The sequence below is a fragment of the Streptomyces sp. NPDC002754 genome (assembly GCF_053592315.1).
The window spans coordinates 105714-123034 of the sequence record NZ_JBSFVM010000010.1 but is presented as its reverse complement, the minus strand read 5'-3'; the positions used below and the strand labels follow the sequence as shown (position 1 = coordinate 123034).

Annotated in this window: 15 protein-coding genes and 2 tRNA genes; 7 read left to right on the top strand and 10 right to left on the bottom strand. The window is 69.4% G+C overall.

What is annotated here, in order from left to right:
• Positions 1-8 precede the first annotated feature (8 nt).
• Positions 9-590, bottom strand: coding sequence for a TetR/AcrR family transcriptional regulator (locus tag ACWD2L_RS21790; RefSeq protein ID WP_351339011.1), 582 nt, complete (start codon positions 588-590; stop codon positions 9-11).
• A gap of 154 nt (positions 591-744) precedes the next feature.
• Between ACWD2L_RS21790 and hisN the strand changes: the two genes are divergently transcribed.
• Together hisN and ACWD2L_RS21780 are read left to right on the top strand one after the other, a co-directional pair.
• Complete coding sequence (gene hisN, locus ACWD2L_RS21785) at positions 745-1545, top strand: histidinol-phosphatase (protein ID WP_351339014.1); 801 nt, start codon at positions 745-747, stop codon at positions 1543-1545.
• Between the two features lie 174 nt (positions 1546-1719).
• Positions 1720-2121 carry a CBS domain-containing protein gene (locus ACWD2L_RS21780; RefSeq protein WP_351339017.1) on the top strand — a complete coding sequence of 134 codons (402 nt, stop codon included), beginning with the start codon at positions 1720-1722 and terminating at the stop codon, positions 2119-2121.
• A gap of 88 nt (positions 2122-2209) precedes the next feature.
• Here the strand turns inward: ACWD2L_RS21780 and katG are convergent, their stop codons facing one another.
• On the bottom strand, positions 2210-4423 hold the full coding sequence (katG, locus tag ACWD2L_RS21775) for a catalase/peroxidase HPI (RefSeq protein ID WP_351339019.1): 2214 nt from the start codon (positions 4421-4423) through the stop codon (positions 2210-2212).
• 136 nt (positions 4424-4559) lie between these two features.
• On the opposite strand from katG, the gene ACWD2L_RS21770 reads away from it, so the two are divergent.
• The 4 genes from ACWD2L_RS21770 to ACWD2L_RS21755 all read left to right on the top strand — a co-directional run bounded on the left by ACWD2L_RS21770 (position 4560) and on the right by ACWD2L_RS21755 (position 7966).
• A complete protein-coding gene (locus ACWD2L_RS21770) occupies positions 4560-4979 on the top strand; it encodes a Fur family transcriptional regulator (RefSeq protein WP_351339021.1) in 420 nt (139 codons plus the stop codon).
• Between the two features lie 180 nt (positions 4980-5159).
• The gene (locus tag ACWD2L_RS21765) at positions 5160-5918 is read left to right on the top strand and encodes an ABC transporter ATP-binding protein (protein ID WP_351339024.1); all 759 of its coding nucleotides are present in this window, start codon (positions 5160-5162) and stop codon (positions 5916-5918) included.
• The gene (locus tag ACWD2L_RS21760; protein WP_351339026.1) at positions 5915-6781 is read left to right on the top strand and encodes an ABC transporter permease; all 867 of its coding nucleotides are present in this window, start codon (positions 5915-5917) and stop codon (positions 6779-6781) included. Before ACWD2L_RS21765 ends, ACWD2L_RS21760 begins: the two co-directional genes overlap by 4 nt.
• A 33-nt stretch (positions 6782-6814) precedes the next feature.
• A complete protein-coding gene (locus ACWD2L_RS21755) occupies positions 6815-7966 on the top strand; it encodes an ABC transporter substrate-binding protein (protein ID WP_351339028.1) in 1152 nt (383 codons plus the stop codon).
• Between the two features lie 69 nt (positions 7967-8035).
• Here ACWD2L_RS21755 and ACWD2L_RS21750 read toward each other — a convergent pair.
• The 4 genes from ACWD2L_RS21750 to ACWD2L_RS21735 form a co-directional block, all read right to left on the bottom strand.
• A tRNA-Met gene (locus ACWD2L_RS21750) sits at positions 8036-8109 on the bottom strand.
• A gap of 207 nt (positions 8110-8316) precedes the next feature.
• Positions 8317-10113 (bottom strand): tetratricopeptide repeat protein, encoded by a 1797-nt coding sequence (locus ACWD2L_RS21745; protein WP_351339029.1) that lies wholly within the window; start codon positions 10111-10113, stop codon positions 8317-8319.
• A gap of 228 nt (positions 10114-10341) precedes the next feature.
• Positions 10342-10415, bottom strand: a tRNA-Met gene (locus tag ACWD2L_RS21740).
• A gap of 47 nt (positions 10416-10462) precedes the next feature.
• Positions 10463-13366 carry a UPF0182 family membrane protein gene (locus ACWD2L_RS21735; protein ID WP_351339040.1) on the bottom strand — a complete coding sequence of 968 codons (2904 nt, stop codon included), beginning with the start codon at positions 13364-13366 and terminating at the stop codon, positions 10463-10465.
• A 146-nt stretch (positions 13367-13512) separates the two neighbouring features.
• Between ACWD2L_RS21735 and ACWD2L_RS21730 the strand changes: the two genes are divergently transcribed.
• Complete coding sequence (locus tag ACWD2L_RS21730) at positions 13513-14055, top strand: PPA1309 family protein (RefSeq protein WP_351339031.1); 543 nt, start codon at positions 13513-13515, stop codon at positions 14053-14055.
• Between the two features lie 80 nt (positions 14056-14135).
• On the opposite strand, the gene ACWD2L_RS21725 is transcribed toward ACWD2L_RS21730, so the two are convergent.
• The 4 genes from ACWD2L_RS21725 to ACWD2L_RS21710 all read right to left on the bottom strand — a co-directional run bounded on the left by ACWD2L_RS21725 (position 14136) and on the right by ACWD2L_RS21710 (position 17218).
• Entirely contained in the window at positions 14136-15224 is a 1089-nt protein-coding gene (locus tag ACWD2L_RS21725) for a YlbL family protein (RefSeq protein WP_351333583.1), read from the bottom strand.
• 51 nt (positions 15225-15275) lie between these two features.
• Positions 15276-15440, bottom strand: coding sequence for a hypothetical protein (locus tag ACWD2L_RS21720; protein WP_351333580.1), 165 nt, complete (start codon positions 15438-15440; stop codon positions 15276-15278).
• 103 nt (positions 15441-15543) lie between these two features.
• Positions 15544-16008: a molybdenum cofactor biosynthesis protein MoaE gene (locus ACWD2L_RS21715; RefSeq protein WP_351333577.1), complete on the bottom strand. Its 465-nt coding sequence runs from the start codon at positions 16006-16008 to the stop codon at positions 15544-15546.
• Positions 16009-16105: 97 nt separating this feature from the next.
• Entirely contained in the window at positions 16106-17218 is a 1113-nt protein-coding gene (locus ACWD2L_RS21710; protein WP_351333575.1) for an SDR family oxidoreductase, read from the bottom strand.
• Between the last annotated feature and the right edge of the window lie 103 nt (positions 17219-17321).

Here is a 17321-nt window from a genome sequence, read left to right as displayed (position 1 = left end):
CGACCGCGCTACCGGCGTACGACCTCCCGCACCATCCGCGCGACCCCGCCCTCTCCCGGCGGCGCCAGTACGCAGGACAGCGCGAGCCGCACCGCCACCTCGCAGTCCCGCGCCAGCGCCTCCGCCTCGCCCTTCGCCGCGCCCGGCACCCCGAGCGCGGCCACGCTCCGGTCCCGCACCGCAACCACGAAGTCACCGGGCGCAGGCAGCGGCCCGTCCGCTCGACGCTGGGCCGGCACGGACGAGGAGGACGGCACGGCGGACAGCGTCGGCGAGGGCAGGCGCTCGCTCCAGCACCCCGTGAGCGCGGCCCGCACGAGCGGGTTGCGCCGCGCGCCGGCGACGGTCCACTCGGCCACGGCGTCGAGCCCGCCCTCCTTCAACGCCCGGTCCACGCCCGCCAGATAGGCGTCGGCCTCCCGGCGTACGAGGGCGCGTGCGAGCCCTTCCTTGCTGCCGAACTCGTTGTAGAGGGTCTGCCGGGAGACCCCGGCGACCGCCGCCACGTCGACCATCCGCACCGCGTCCCACGGTCGCCGAGCGAGCGCCGTGTAGGCCGCTTCCAGAAGGGATTCCCGCGCTGCAGGCATCGTCGCCTCCCCGGTTCGCCGGGTTCCATAAGGCCTGTGTGGCCACAGTTGACGCGCTCGTACGCGGTGTCAAGGCCCCTCGTCGGGCACACCGGGCCCGCCGTCGGATCGGTCCCTGTAGCAGTCGGCGTACCACGATCGATACTGTGCACTCATGCCCGACTACCAAGATGATCTGCGGCTCGCCCACGTCCTCGCGGACGTCGCCGATGCCGCGACGATGGACCGGTTCAAGGCTCTCGACCTGAAGGTGGAGACCAAGCCGGACATGACTCCGGTGAGCGAGGCGGACAAGTCCGCCGAGGAGTTGATCCGCGGCAACCTCCAACGGGCTCGGCCGCGCGACGCGATCTTGGGCGAGGAGTACGGGATCCAGGGCACGGGCCCGCGCCGCTGGGTCATCGACCCGATCGACGGGACCAAGAACTACGTGCGGGGCGTCCCGGTCTGGGCCACGCTGATCTCCTTGATGGAGGCGGGCGAGGGCGGTTACCAGCCGGTCGTCGGCGTCGTCTCCGCCCCGGCGCTGCAGCGTCGCTGGTGGGCGGCGAAGGGAGCGGGCGCGTACACGGGCCGCAGCCTGACCTCCGCGTCGCGCATCCACGCCTCCAAGGTGGGCCGCCTGGAGGACGCCTCGTTCGCGTACTCCTCGCTGACCGGCTGGGAGGACGAGGGCAGGCTGGACGGGTTCCTCGACCTGACGCGGGCCGTGTGGCGCACGCGCGGCTACGGGGACTTCTGGCCGTACATGATGGTCGCCGAGGGTTCGGTCGACCTGTGCGCCGAACCGGAGCTCTCCCTGTGGGACATGGCGGCGCCGTCGATCATCGTCTCCGAGGCGGGCGGCAGCTACACCGGGCTCGACGGACGCCCCGGCCCGCACAGCGGCAACGCGGCGGCGTCGAACGGCCTGCTCCACGACCAGTTGCTGAGCTACCTGCGCGCTTCGGTGTGAGGGTGAGCGCGGGTTGAGCTGCTCGCGCGCCTGAACTCACCTCTCGCGCCCTCTTGTTGGCGTTCCCTTTACCTGCAACTCTGAGAGTCCCCCCACTTGTGAACTTGTGAACCGTTTCTCGTTCCATACGGGCCCGGTGCAACAAGTACCTCACACAGGAAGGTGGCTCCATCCATGCTCGTCCGTGACGCCATGAGCACGATGGTCCTCACCATCGGCCCCGACCACACCCTGCGCCAGGCGGCCCGGCTGATGTCCGCGCGCCGCATCGGCGCCGCCGTCGTCCTCGATCCGGACGGCTGCGGCGTCGGGATCCTGACCGAGCGCGACATCCTCAACGCCCTGGGCCAGAACCAGGATCCGGACCTCGAGACCGCCGGCGCCCACACCACCACGGACGTCGTCTTCGCCGCGCCGTCGTGGACCGTGGAGGAGGCGGCCGCCGCCATGGCGCACGGCGGCTTCCGTCACCTCATCGTGCTCGACGGGCAGGAGCCGGTCGGCATCGTCTCGGTCCGCGACATCATCCGCCGCTGGGCCCCGGCCCGGCGGCAGCCCGCTCCGCTCCCGGCGTAGACACGGCTCCCGGACATGACAGAGAGGGCCGGTCCCCTTGAAGGGGACCGGCCCTCTCTGTCAACGATCCGCGATCAGCGGGTTTCGATCAGCGCACGTCGAACCGGTCCAGGTCCATGACCTTGGTCCACGCCGCGACGAAGTCCTTCACGAACTTCTCCTTGGCGTCGTCGCTCGCGTACACCTCGGCGACCGCGCGCAGCTCGGAGTTGGCGCCGAAGACCAGGTCGGCGCGGGTGCCGGTCCACTTGACCTGCCCCGATCCGTCACGGCCCTCGAACTCGTCCTGCGCGGACGACGTCGACTCCCACTGGGTGTCGATGTCGGTGATGTTGACGAAGAAGTCGTTGCTCAGCGTGCCCGGACGGTTGGTCAGGACGCCGTGCTTCGACCCGCCCGTGTTGATCCCGATGGTTCGCAGACCGCCGACGAGGACGGTCATCTCGGGCGCACTGAGGGTCAGCAGGTTCGCCTTGTCCGTGAGCAGGAACTCCGCCGGGAGGCGGTTGGCCTTGCCCACGTAGTTGCGGAAGCCGTCGGCCTTCGGCTCGAGGGCCGAGAAGGACTCGATGTCCGTCTGCTCCTGCGTGGCGTCGACACGGCCGGCCGTGAACGGCACCTCGATCTCGACGCCGCCGTCCTTGGCGGCCTGCTCGACGGCCGCGGAGCCCGCGAGCACGATCAGGTCGGCCAGGGAGACCTTCTTGTCGCCGGTGGCGTTGAAGGACTCCTGGATGCCCTCGAGCACACGGAGCACCTGCGCGAGGCTCTCCGGGTTGTTGACCTCCCAGCCGCGCTGCGGCTCGAGGCGGATCCGGGCGCCGTTGGCCCCGCCGCGCTTGTCGCTGCCGCGGAAGGAGGAGGCCGAGGCCCAGGCCGCGGACACCAGCTGCGGGACCGTGAGGTCCGAGGCGAGGATCTGCTGCTTGAGCGTGGCGATGTCGGAGGCGGTGACGACCAGGCCCTCGTGCGCCGGCAGCGGGTCCTGCCAGGGCAGCACCTCGGAGGGGATCTCCGGGCCGAGGTAGCGGACGGCCGGACCCATGTCACGGTGCGTCAGCTTGTACCAGGCACGGGCGAAGGCGTCCGCAAACTCCGCCGGGTTCTCGTAGAAGCGCCGCGAGATCGGCTCGTAGATCGGGTCGAACTTCAGCGAGAGGTCCGTGGTGAGCATCGTGGGCAGCCGCTTGACCGAGGAGTCCTCGGGGTCCGGGATGATCGCCTCGGCGTTCTTCGCCACCCACTGGTTGGCGCCGGCCGGCGACTGCGTGAGCTCGTACTCGTACTCGAAGAGGTTCTTGAAGAAGTAGTTGCTCCACTGCGTGGGCGTCTCGGTCCAGGTCACCTCGAGGCCGGAGGTGATGGCGTCGCGGCCCTTGCCGGAGCCGTGTCCCGACTTCCAGCCGAGGCCCATCTGCTGCATGGGCGCGCCCTCGGGCTCGGCGCCGACCAGGTCGGCGTCGCCCGCGCCGTGCGTCTTACCGAAGGTGTGGCCACCGGCGATGAGGGCGACGGTCTCCTCGTCGTTCATCGCCATGCGGCGGAACGTCTCACGGATGTCGCGGGCCGCGGCGATCGGGTCCGGGTTCCCGTTGGGACCCTCGGGGTTGACGTAGATGAGGCCCATCTGGACGGCGCCGAGCGGGTCCTCGAGGTCACGGTCGCCCGTGTAGCGCTTGTCGTCGAGCCAGATCTGCTCGGGGCCCCAGTAGACGTCCTCGTCCGGCTCCCACACGTCGGGACGGCCGCCGGCGAAGCCGAAGGTCTCGAAGCCCATGGTCTCCAGGGCGACGTTGCCGGTGAGGATCAGAAGGTCGGCCCAGGAAATGTTCTGCCCGTACTTCTTCTTCACGGGCCACAGCAGCCGGCGGGCCTTGTCCAGGTTCCCGTTGTCCGGCCAGCTGTTGAGCGGGGCGAAACGCTGCTGACCCGCGCCCGCGCCACCGCGGCCGTCGCTGATCCGGTACGTACCGGCCGAGTGCCAGGCCATACGGATCATCAGCGGGCCGTAGTGCCCGAAGTCGGCCGGCCACCAGTCCTTCGAGGTGGTCAGGACCTCGGCAATGTCGCGCTTCACCGACGGGAGGTCGAGGGAGCCGAACGCCTCGGCATAGTCGAACTCCTCACCCAGCGGGTTCGCCACGGCCGGGTTCTTCGCAAGGATCTTCAGATTGAGGCTCTCGGGCCACCACTGCCGGTTGCCGCCCCCTTGCGTCGGATGCGCGGCTCGGCCGTGCGCGACCGGACAACCACCCGCCTCCGCGTTGGGGTCCGTGACAAATTCTTCGTGATTCTCGGACATTTGGGGCCCTTCCCGAGTCGTCCTGCCGCTTGGCTATAGCCGAACCTGATCCTACAATGGACAATGTCTAAGTCAAGGAAAGCTCCAAAGTCACATCCGATCGGGGCCAAGGTCCCCTGACTGTTAGGCTGGCCCTATGAGTGACCTGCTGGAACGACTGCGTGGACGCGGCTGGCGCATGACTGCCCAGCGGCGCGTCGTGGCCGAGGTACTCAATGGGGACCACATGCATCTCACTGCCGACGAGGTGCACTCCCGCGCGACGGCGAAGCTCCCCGAGATCTCCCGGGCCACCGTTTACAACACGCTGGGCGAGATGGTCTCGCTCGGCGAGGTGATCGAGGTCGCGACGGACAAGCGCGCCAAGCGCTACGACCCGAACGCGCACCGCCCGCACCAGCACCTGGTCTGCGACGTGTGCGGCCAGATCCGCGACGTGCACCCGACGGGCAATCCGCTCACCGCCCTGCCGTCCGACGAGCGCTTCGGCTTCACCATCTCGGACGTCGAGGTCACATACCGGGGACTGTGCCCGAACTGCGCGGCGAAGGCGTAGCTCCGCCCCCCCCCACCTGCTCCACTGGGCCCGCACCGTATGGTGCGGGCCTTTGTGCTGTGCGGCCACCGGTCGGGCGCCCTTCAGTGCATGCGTCAACCACGCACCCCCTTCCGCAATCTGACGGGTCGTCATATTCTCGCGGTCGCCCACGAGAATCCGCCGCACCCCGGAGGGCCCATGCATCCCAAGCTCCAAGCCCGCGCACTCACCAGGACTTTCGGCACCACGCACGCCCTCGGACCACTCGACCTGACGGTCACCCCCGGCGAGTTCGTCTGCGTCGTCGGCCCCTCGGGCTGCGGAAAGTCCACCCTGCTCCGGATAGCCGCAGGCCTCACCCGCCCCTCCAGCGGCACCCTGGAGATCCGCACGACGAGCCCCCGCCCGGCAGCCATGATCTTCCAGGACTACGGGATCTACGACTGGAAGACCGTCCTGGCCAACGTCCGCTTCGGCCTCGACATCCAGAAGACCCCGCGCAAGGAGGCGAACGCCCGCGCCCGCGACTGGCTCGCCCGGATGGGCCTCGCCGACTTCGCCGACGCCTACCCGTCCGCCCTCTCCGGCGGCATGCGCCAGCGCGTCGCGATCGCGCGGGCGCTGGCAGTGGAGCCAGAGATCCTCCTCATGGACGAGCCCTTCGCGGCCCTCGACGCCCAGCTCCGCACGATCCTCCAGGACGAGCTCCTGGCGCTCACGCAGACGACGCGGACCACCACACTCTTCATCACGCACAGCCTGGAGGAGGCGATCGTCCTCGGCGACCGGGTCCTGGTGATGTCGGCCCGGCCGGGACGCGTGATCGCCGAGCGTCGGCCGCCGTTCGAGCGCCCCCGCACCGGCGACATCCGCGATGCCCCCGAATTCACCTCCCTGAAGGGCGAGTTGTGGGACCTGCTGCGCGGCGAGGTGCACCAGGAGGCGGTCCCGGCATGAGCTCGCTCACCTCGACGAAGGCCCCGGACGACCTGCTGGTCCGCGCTCCGGGCCCGGAGGAACTCCACCCCACCCGCGCTCGCCACCGGCGCCGGGCCCTCGAACTCTCCCTCGCGATCGCCGTCCCCGTGGTCCTGATCCTGCTCTGGCAGCTCGCGGCCTCCCAGTCCTGGATCGACGAGCGCATCTACCCGGCCCCGTCCACGATCCTCGCCGACGGCTGGCAGCGCGCGGCCGACGGCGAACTGTGGCCGGACGTCTGGGCCACCCTGAAGCGGGTCCTCGCCGGCTACGTCATCGGTACGGTGTCGGGCTACCTCCTCGGTCTTCTCATGGGCTCGATCTCCCTGGTCCGCGCGGCGCTCGAACCGCTGCTCGACGCCCTCTACGTAGTGCCGAAGCTCGCTCTGCTGCCGGTCTTCCTGAACATGTTCGGCCTGGGCGAGGGGCCGCAGATCGCCCTCGTCGCGGCAACGGTCTTCTTCTTCGTGTGGATCTCGACGATGGCGGCGGTCATCTCCGTCCCCACCGGGCACCGGGACGCGGGGCAGGTCTTCGGCGCGTCCCCCTGGCAGATGTTCCGGCACATCCTGCTACCCGCCTCGCTCCCCGCCGTCCTGGTCGGCGCCCGCATCGCGGCGGGTGTCGCGGTCCTGGTCATCGTCGCCTCGGAGCAGATCGCCGCGAACGACGGCCTGGGCCATCTGATCTTCGACGCCCGCGCCCTCTTCCAGAACGACGTGATGTTCGTCGGCATCGTCTGTGTCGCCGCCCTCGGTGTCCTCTTCTCCGAACTGGTGCGCCTGGCAGGCCGGTTCCTCACCCCCTGGGCCCCACGCGACCGCGGCCGCGGCCAGTCCTGACTCCTGCCACCCACATTCTTGTACGGAGGACCCATGCGCACCAGATACGTAGGTACGACATACCTGGGTACGACCCTGCTCACGGTCGGCGCCCTGCTGCTCGGCACGACGTCCTGCGCCAAGACCGACACCCCGTCCGACTCCGCGGCCGGGCCTCGCGCGATCAAGGCGGTCGCCGGCTGCGCAGAGGGCTCCTGGACCGATCCGAAGGACCGCTCCCCCGACCGGAAGCCGGCCCGCTGCGACAAGGGGGCGCCGGCTCCGGTCAAGCTCGCCAAGCCGCGCAAGCTGACCATCGCGACGGGCACGCTGAGCGCGGAGTACGTGGCCCCGCTCGAGATGGCCGTCAAGAAGGGCGAGTTCAAGAAGGAGGGCCTGGATGTGAAGCTCAAGGTCCTCCCGACGCCCGACGCCCTCCCCCTCCTCGCCAAGGGCGAGATCGACGCGCAGTGGGCCGCCCCGGAAGCGGCGGTCATGAACGGCATCCTCGGCGGCTTCGACATCAAGTGGGTGTCCGGCAACTTCTCCCCCGACCCCAAGTCCAAGAGCGGACTGTGGGTGCGCCTCAAGGAAGGGCAGAGCGCCGCCCAGGTCCGGATGGCGGGCAAGAAGATGGGCACGCTGATCGGCAAGGGTTCGGTCGCCTCGTATCCGATGAACATCGCCCTGAAGAAGCACGGCGGCGACCTCGACAAGATCCAGTTCCAACAGCTCGGCTCGGCCGACGTGTTGACCGGGCTGCAGAACGGCGGGGTCGACTCGGCCTGGCTCCTCGACCCGATCTGGCGCAAGGTCGACGGCGACAAGCGCTACGCGTTCCTCGGCGGCCAGCCGCAGGGCGAGCCGCTCGGCGGCCTCCTGTACGGGCCGAACCTCCTCAGCAAGGACCCGGACGCGGGCGTCGCGTTCCTGCGCGCGTACATCCGCACCGTGAACACGTACTTCCGGGACGACTACAAGAAGGACCCCGCCTTCGTGGCCGAGCTGGCCCGCCTCCTGAAGACGGACAAGAAGGTCCTGGAGGAGACGCCGTCCCTCCGGATGGACTGGGAGATCCGCTCCGGCACGACGGACCGGCTGCAGGCCGCGTACAAGGCGGCCGGCGTCTCCGAGGGCGATCCGCTGCCGGAGTCGAAGACGGTGAACAGGAAGCTGTACGAGGAGGCGGTCGGCCACAAGCCCTGAGAACGCCCCAAAAATGCCTGAGGCCCGAATCCGTACGTACTGTACGAATTCGGGCCTCAGGACTTTCAGTAGCGGGGACAGGATTTGAACCTGCGACCTCTGGGTTATGAGCCCAGCGAGCTACCGAGCTGCTCCACCCCGCGCCGTTGTGTTCACAACTCTACGGTACGCCCCCGACCAGCGCAAACCGCTCCGCGGGGACCGGGGACGCAGGCCGCACGGAGCGCTGCCACCGCCTTGGGCAATCTGCCGCCTTGGGCGGCAAGGTGGGCAAGGCGGTGCCCCGGTGCAGGCTGCACACACGTCCGGCCTCGGCCCCTCCGCAGCCGGAAGCCCGGCACGGTCCGGCGCTACGCCGACAGCTCCTGCCGCAGCGCGTCCCGCAACCGCCCGGCGCGCTCCGCGACCTCCGCGGGGCCCAACTCGACCGCCCGGGACGCCCACTTCTGCCCTTCGGCGAGGTCACCGCGCCGCGCGCACAGCAGCGCGAGCCGAAGCGCCGCACGCCCGTGGCCGGCATCGGCCGCCCGCGTCCACCAGAGCGCCGCCTCCGGCCCACTCCCCTCGCGGGCGAGCAACAGCCCAAGGTTGAACGCCCCGTTGCGCGACCCGGCCTCCGCGGCCTCCCGGTACCACCGCGCCGCCTCCACCACATCGCCCCGCGCGGCGGCCAGCATCCCGACCCGGACCTGCGCCCTGCGATGCCCGTGCTCGGCAGCCCGCTCGTACCACTCCTCGCACTCGCTCTTCTCGGTGACGGGCTCCCCCAACTCGTGCCGAACGGCGGGCGGCCGCCGCACATCGAGCAGCGAGGCGAGCCGATATGCGGCCTCGCCGCTGCCGCCCCCAGCCGCACACCGCAGGTGCCGCTCGGCGGCCTGCTCGTCGCCCTCGCGCTGCCGCGCGATCCCGGCCTGCAACGCCGCCTCGGTGTGCCCACCGGCCGCGGCACGCTCGTACCACTGCAACGCGGCCGCCTCGTCGTCCCGACTCGCGTACAGGATCCCGAGGTTGAACGCCGCGTCGACGCTTCCGGCCTCCGCCGCCTTGGAGAACCAGGGTTCGGCGCCGACCGCGTCCCCGTTCTGCAGGAGCAGCACCGCCAGCGCGTTGGCCGCCTCGCGGTGGCCCGCGTAGGCGGCACGGCGGTACCAGCCCTCGGCCTGCGCGGTGCGCTGCTGCTCGGCGCAGAGCAGGCCGAGGTTGTACGCGCCGTTGTTGTCGCCCGCGTCCATGGCAGCGCGGTACCAGCGCTCGGCGGTCTGCGTCTCGCCGCGCTCGGCGTGCAGGGCGCCCAGTGCGTTCGCCGCGTTGCCGTCGCCGTCCTGGGCGGCCCGCAGCCACCACACGGCGGCGCTCTCCTCGTCGCCCGCGTCGCGCAGCAGGAACGCGAGGGCGCACGCGGCGCGCGCCTCACCGTCCTTGGCGGACGTCAGGTACCAGCGCCCGGCCTCCTTCAACTCGCCGCGCTTCTCCAGGATCGAACCGAGGTGCAGCGCGGCCCGCCGGTGCCCGCGCGCGGAGGCCTGCCGGTACCACTGCTCGGCCTCCTCCGCCGGGGCCTTGCCCTCGCCGGAGACGAGCACGTCGGTGCCGCCCTTGCGGTCGAGCGCGCGGGCGAGCCGGTACGCGGCCTCCCGGTGCCCGCGCTCCGCGGCGACCCGCATCCAGCGCTCGGCACCGACGTCGCTGCGGTGCTCCAGTAGATCGGCGAGCGCGTACGCGCCCAGGGTGTGGCCGTGCTCTGCGGCCTGGCGCAGCCAGTACTCGGCGGCGGGTTCGTCCCCGCGCTCGCGGAAGTGCCGGCCCAGGGCGTGCGCGGCGGGCGCGGAACCCGCGACGGCGGCGATGCGCCACCAGCCGGCGGCCTCGTCCGCGTAGCCGCGCTGGTGGAGCAGGACGCCGAGGTTGTTGGCCGCGGCGCGGTCACCGGCGCCGGTGGCAGCACGCAACAGGGGCTCGGCGCCGCCGAGATCTCCGCGGCGCAGCAGCATGGCGCCGAGGACACTCATCGCCTCGACGTCGCCGGCCTCCGCGGCCAGCCGCTGGCGTACTTCTTCCGCAGCCTCGCCCGGTTCATCCCGATCTGTCGGCTGCACAAACCGCCCTGTCTCCAACAGAGTTGCCTTGTCCCCCATAACGTCCATCGTCGCACCACCTGCAACCTGGGTACACCTGGTATACCGCAGCCAGTGAGGTCACTTCAGCGTTTTGTCGACATGCCCACAGGGCGACAAGTGAAACACGGAATTCTCAACTCCCCCCGAGGGGGGCATCGTTCGCACACGCTTCGCACATGCCGGTGGCTCATGACAGCAGGGGCCACGACGCACCGAAGGCCCGGAAGCCTTAGCTTCCGAGCCTTCGATCATCAGTAGCGGGGACAGGATTTGAACCTGCGACCTCTGGGTTATGAGCCCAGCGAGCTACCGAGCTGCTCCACCCCGCGCCGTTGTGTCCAAACCGTACCACGGCGCGGAGGGGTCATCTGACCGGTCAGCCGCCGGCCGCCTCCTTGTTGTCGCCGCTTCCGCTGTTCTTGTCGCTCTTGTTGTCCCCTGCCGCCTTGTCGGCCTTGGTCTGCGCGTCCTCGGCACGCTGCAAGGCGTCCTGCAGCCGGTCCTGGGCCTTGCCGTAGGCGGTCCAGTCGTTGTCCTTCAGGGCCTCCTGGCCGTCCTTGAAGGCCTCGTCCGCGTCCGCGAGCGCGTCCTTCACCGTCGAGTTCTCGGGCGGCTCGGTGCCGCCGGGTTTCTCCGGCTCGGCAGGCGTGTCCCCGTCCACGTCGAAGGCCTGGTTGAGCGCCTCGGACAGCGAGTCCGCGAACCCGATCTTGTTGCCGTACGAGACCGCGACCTTGCGCATGAGTGGGTACTCGGCATTGCGGCCCTGGGCGTAGATCGGCTCTACGTAGAGGAAGCCCTTGTCGAGCGGCACCGTCAGCAGATTGCCGTACAGGACCGTCGAGTCGGCACCCTTCATATCGCGCACCCAGTTGGCCACGGAGCCCGAGGAGTTGAGCGTGTTCTGTACCTGCTCGGGCCCTGCGACCTTGTCCTCGGTGACTCTGAGCAGCCTTATGGCGCCGTAGTCCTTGCTCGTCGCGTCGGCGTCGACCGCCATGAAGGCTCTCAGGTTGGGCCGCCCGCTCGGCGTGAACGTCGTCGTCAGCGAGAACTGCTGGCTGGTCTGACCCGGCATCTTCATGGACAGGTAGTACGGCGGGACCGCACTGTTGTCCTTCTTGGTCGGGTCGTTCGGCACCTGCCACGCGTCGGACGCGTTGTAGAACTGGTTCGAGTTGGTCACGTGGTAGAGGCTGAGCAGCTCACGCTGGACCTTGAACATGTCCTGCGGATAGCGCAGGTGCTCCTTCAAGGAGGCCGGGATCTCGCTCTTGTCCTCGACCGTGCCGGGGAACGCCTTCTTCCAGGTCTTCAGGACCGGGTCCTTGTCGTCCCACGTGTAGAGCTTGACCTCACCCGTGCCCGCGTCGACGGTCGCCTTCACCGAGTTACGGATGTAGTTGACCTGGTTCTGCTGGGCCACCACGGCGCGCTGGCTGTCCGCCTCGTTGAGCGAGTCGGCGGTGCTGTCGCCCAGCGTCGTACGCGACGCGTAGGGATAGCCGTTCGACGTCGTGTAGGCGTCGATGACCCACTTGATCTTGCCGTTCACGACCGTCGGATACGGGTCTCCGTCGATCGTCAGCCACGGCGCGACCGCCTCGACGCGCTCCTTGGGAGTGCGGTTGTAGAGGATCCGCGAACCCTCACCGATGGCCCCCGAGTAGAGGATCTGCGGCTCACTGAAGGCGACGGCGTACGCGGCGCGGTTGAGCGGGTTCGCCAGATTGACGCCGCCCTTGCCCTTGTAGCTCGTCGTCTTCTGAGTGCCGTCGTCCTGCTCATAGTCCAGCTCCTTCTGCGGCCCACCGACGATCGAGTACTGCGACGTCTTCTCGCCGTAGTAGATGCGCTGGTTGTAGTCGCCGAGGTCGCCGGTGGTCGGCAGGCCCGACTCGGTGAACTGCGGGGCGCCCCCGGAGGTCGCCGTGCCCTTCGCCGTCACGGCCCCGTAGCCGTGCGTGTAGACGAAGTGGTCGTTGATCCAGTTGCGCTTGTCGAGCTTGCTCAGGTTCAGCTCGCGCAGGCCGGTCACGGTGTCCTGGCCGTTGTAGCGGTCCACGTCCAGGGTCGTCGGGAACTGGTAGTACTTCCGCTGCTGCTCGAGCTGTTGGAAGGTCGGCGAGACGATGTTCGGGTCGTTGAGCCGGTAGCTGGCCGCCGAATCGGACTCCGTCCGCTGCTTCTTGGCGTCGTCCGAACCCTTGCCCTTGTAGTCCACGGGCTTGGCCTTGTCGATGCCGTACGCCTTACGGGTCGCCTCGATGTTCTTCTTGATGTACGGGGCTTCCTTGGACTGCTCGTTCGGCTGGACCTGGAACTTCTGGACGATGGCCGGGTACAGGCCACCGATCAGGATCGCCGAGAGCACCATCAGGCCGAAGCCGATGACCGGCAGCTGCCAGGTGCGCCGCCACAGGGTCGCGAAGAAGAGGATCGCGCAGATGACGGCGATGCAGAACAGGATCGTCTTCGCCGGCAGATACGCGTTCGCGTCGACGTACCTGAGGCCCGTCCAGTTGTCCGTCGCCTTGAAGTCGCTCTGCTTCACCGCGAGCCCGTACCGGTCGAGCCAGTACGCGACCGCCTTCAGCGCGACGAACACGCCCAGCAGGACGGAGAGGTGCCCCGTCGCCGCGGCCGTGGCCCGCGCCCCCGGGCTGGTGATCCGCAGGCCGCCGTACAGGTAGTGCGTCAGCGCCGCGGCGACCAGGCCGATGACGGCTGCCGCGAACCCGAAGCCGAGCAGGAAGCGGTACCAGGGCAGATCGAACGCGTAGAAGGACACGTCCATGTGGAACTGCGGGTCCTTCTGGTTGAACGGCACGCCGTTCACGAACATCAGCCACGTACGCCACTGGCTGGCGGCCGATGCTCCCGCGATCAGACCCACAAGGGCGGTGATGCCGACGAGCAGCCAGCGCTTGAAGGGCGCGATACCCATTCTGTAGCGATCGAGGCTCTGCTGCTCCATCGACATGGCGCTCAGCGGCGGGCGCAGCCGGTGCGCCAGCCAGACGTTCACGCCGACGGCGAGCGCCATCAGCAGTCCGAAGACGAAGAAGAGTCCGATCTTCGTCCACAGTTGAGTCGTGAAGACGGAGGAGAACTTGACCGAGCGGTACCAGAGCCAATCGGTCCAGAATCCGGCGAACATGACGAAGACCATGCCGAGCACGGCCAGGACGCCCAGCGTCAACAACAACGTTCGAGCACGCCGGGAGGGTCGGCCGACTCTGATCCGCGGTCCCGTCGGGCCACCGCCGCGGTCCGGCATCTGGAAAGCCAAGGTGTGCACCTCGAAGTTCGGTATTCGGTCGGTCGGTCGGTCGGGCCCGGAGATCGCGGACCCATCACCTATGCAACTTACTCACGCTTTACTCAGTTCCCGGTTCGGGGCAGGAACGAGGCAGGATTGTGACTATGTCCAACACTCCCATGGCAGCGAGCCCCCTCACCCGAGCCGTACTCGAGATCGACGAGTACGCCGCCGGGCTTGGCTGGGACCAGCCCGCTCGCCTCTTCGCCCTCGTCGACACCGCCGCGCTGCGCGCCCAGGAACCCGCTCTCGCCGCCCAGCTGGGGCTCGAGGGCGAGCAGGAGGCCCCCGGCCTCACCCCGATCGAGCAGGACGAGATTCCTGCCGGAAAGCCGCTGGACGAGTTCCTCGGCACCATCGCGTGGCCCGACGCCGTGGTGGGCTGCGCGCTGACGGTCGAGCGCCTCATGCTGCCGCCCTCCGCGGAGGCGTCCGTCCCGGCGGGCCTCAGCGACGCGAAGCTCACGAAGTGGGTGGCCGAGCACCCGGACCGCCAGGAGGTCCGGATGACGGTCGGCGTACTGCGCGACGGCACCCGCGACTCGGCACTGCGGCTGCGTGAGAAGGACGCGACGACGGAGGTCCTCACGGGCTCGAACCTCGTACCGGGACTCGCGGAAGCCCTGTCGGTGACGTTCGCCGAGTAACGCTCTCCTCGTCTACGTAGAGGGGCGCCACCGGTGAATTCCGGTGGCGCCCCTCTACGTAGTGCGGTGTTTGCGCCTGTTCAGCCCTTGGCCGTGCACGTGGACAGGTCCGCCGTGTCGCCGCTGCGGATGTCCTTCAGGGCGTCCATCGCGTCGTCCATGGTGCCCACCTTGACGAGCGTCAGTCCGTCCGGGGTGTCCTTGGCCGCGGTGGCGCAGTTGTCCTTCGGCGTCAGGAAGTACTGGGCGCCCTTGTCGCGCGCCGCGACGGTCTTCATACCGATGCCGCCGATCGGGCCGACCTTGCCGTCGTCATCGATGGTGCCGGTGCCGGCCACGAACTTGCCGCCGGTCAGATCGTCCGTGGTGAGCTTGTCGACGATGCCGAGGGAGAACATCAGGCCAGCGCTCGGGCCGCCCACGTCGGCCAGCTTGATGTCGATCTCGAACGGGAAGGTGTGGTCGGTCCCCGCCTGGATGCCGACGATCGCGCGGTCGTCCTCGGCCTTCTCCGTCTTGATCGTCACGTTCTCCGTACGGGTCGCCTCCTTGCCGGCCTTCTCGGCGGCGGCCGCCTCCTTGACGGGCACGACCTTGAAGACGACGTTCTCGCCCGGCTTGTGCTTGGTGACGAGCTTGGCGACGTCGGTGGGCTTGGTGACCTTGGTGCCGTCGACGGACTTGATGACGTCTCCGGCGTGCAGCCTGCCCTGGGCGGGGCTGCCCTTGACGACACTGGAGACGATCACCCAGGACTTCACGGGGATGCCCAACTCGTTCAGCGCCGACACCTTGGCGCTCTCCTGGGACTGGCTGAACTCCTCGGCGTTCTGCTGCGAGGACTGCTGCTCGGTCTGCCCGTCCGGGTAGAGCGTCTCGTGCGGCACCACGATGCTGTCGTGGGCGAGCCACCCGTAGACGGCCGAAGCCAGGTTCATGTTGTAGTCGGCGCTGGTGACGCGGACCGTCGTCATGTTCAGGTGGCCGGACGCGTCGTACGTCTTGTGGCCGGAGATCTGGATCACGGGTTCGCCGCCGTGGTCCCCGAGCGTGTTCACCGTCGGTCCCGGCGACATCTCCGCGTAGGGCACTTTGATGAGCACCCCCGCGCACAAGAGCGCGATCAGCATCAGGGTCGAGGCGAGCATCGTCGCAGTGCGGCGTGGCATGGAACGACAGTACGGGACGACTCTGTCGACGCACCTGTGGGGCCGGGCCCGTCAGGTGCCTTGGTGCGACTTCTCCATCGCCTCACGGAAACGCGCGTAACCACTGAGTTCCGTGACGTCCCCGGTCTTGTGCCGCTGCCGACCGGCCCAGGTGCCCCAGAGCCCGGCGGCCACCGCGGCGACAACGGGAATGAGCAGCCACAGGAGCGCTGCCATGCCGACCTCCCGACCCCATGAGCGACTGCCACTGACGTATCAGCAGATTAACCATCCGCAGTCCCAACGCTCGCCGCAGGGGGGCGGTTACGCAACCGGAGCCTCAGCAGGCCCCAACCCACTCCTCTGTCCCATCGGAGAACGTCTGGTGCTTCCAGATCGGCACTTCGTGCTTCAGGTCGTCGATGAGCTTGCGGCAGGCTTCGAAGGCCTCGCCCCGGTGCGGGCAGGAGACGGCGACGACGACCGCGAGATCGCCCACCGTCAGATCGCCGACTCGGTGCACCGCCGCCAGGGCCCGCACGGGGTACTCGGCGACGACCTTCTCGGCGACGCGCCGCATCTCCGCCTCTGCGGTCGGGTGGCAGGAGTAGCCCAGCTTGTCCACGTCGGCCCCGCCGTCGTGATTGCGCACGGTCCCCACGAAGAGCGCGGTGCCGCCCGCCGCGTCGTCGCCGACGGCCCGGAAGACCTCGTCGACGGTGAGCGGCGTCTCTCGGACGGCGAGCAGCTTGATCGGGTCCTGTGCCCTCAGCTCACCGGGGTGGTCGTGCTCAGTGGGTGCCATGCCCTCATCGTGCCGCACGCCGCCGACAACCGTGAATAGCGTTTTCGACCGGCACGCACGCGTACCGGCTTGGAGCCTCCTACAGGTCGGGCGGTGGTCAGATGCGCCGTCGCGCCTTGCGGACCCGCCGCACCACGGCCGCCGTGCCCAGAAGGGCGACGGTCGCGCCCGCGGCACCGGCCGCCGTCGCGTCCTTGCGGCCCAGGCGTCGGCCCGCGACCGTGCGCCGGCCCGCGACCTCCTCGAGCAGTTCCGCGAGGACCTCCTCGTTGGTCCACTGGGGTCGCCATCCGGAATCGTGCAGCCGGCTCCCACTGACCACCCACGGGTACATCGTGTAGGCGAGGTCGCCCGCCGGGGACGGCGTCAGGCCGATCCGGTGCAGCCGGGCCGCCGCGCCCAGAGCGACGGCGGAGGGCAGCTCCATGCGCCGGATGCCGCTGAGCTCCTCGACCTCCTCCTGCTCCAGCCAGCCGTCGCAGCCGACCGCGAGCTCTCCGTCGACCTTTTCCAGGGCCGCGTGCTCCAGAGCGCTGCACAGGTCGTCCACGTGACAGAACTGCCAGGCGGGCCGCGAACCGGCCACTACAAGGAGGCGCGGCGACTCGAAGTACCGGGTGAGCGCCGTGTCCATGCCGCCGACGAGCACCGCCGGGCGCACCACCGTGACGTTCAGGCCGGGATGCGCGCGCGGGGCGCGGCGGGCGAGCCGCTCGACCTCCAGGAGGTCGCCGACTCCGGTCGCCTCGGCGGTGGCGCGCAGCTCCGCGTCCTCGGCGAGCGGAAGCTCGTTGTCCTCGAGGGCTCCGTAGACCATCGTCGAGGTGCACAGCACGACGCGGTGCACTCCTGCCGCGGCCGCGGCGGTGAGCACCGTCTGGGTGCCCCGCACGTTGTACGCGGTGCGGGCCGCGGGGTCGGACTCCAGGTCGAGGTCGAGGGCCAGGTGCACGACGACATCGGCGCCGCGCAGCTTCTCGGCGATGGCCGGGTCCCGCACATCCAGGACGTGCCAGGTCGCGGACGTGCACTCGCCGCGCCGCTCGTCGATGGCAAGGACCTGCTTGATCTCGTCCGACGCGGCGAGCCGCTCGGTGAGCAGGGCGCCGATGCCGGACGCGGCACCGGTGACCGCGACGACGGGGCCGCGGACGGCTGGACGGGGTGCAGGGTTTCGCGCTGCGCGAACCTGCGGATCTGGGGAACTCACCGGGCGTCTCCAGCGGTTGTCTTCAGTACGTACCCGTATGACACGTACGTACCAGGAGGCATCCATCCTGCCGCAGGCCATTCGTCGGCGAAGCACTGAGGCC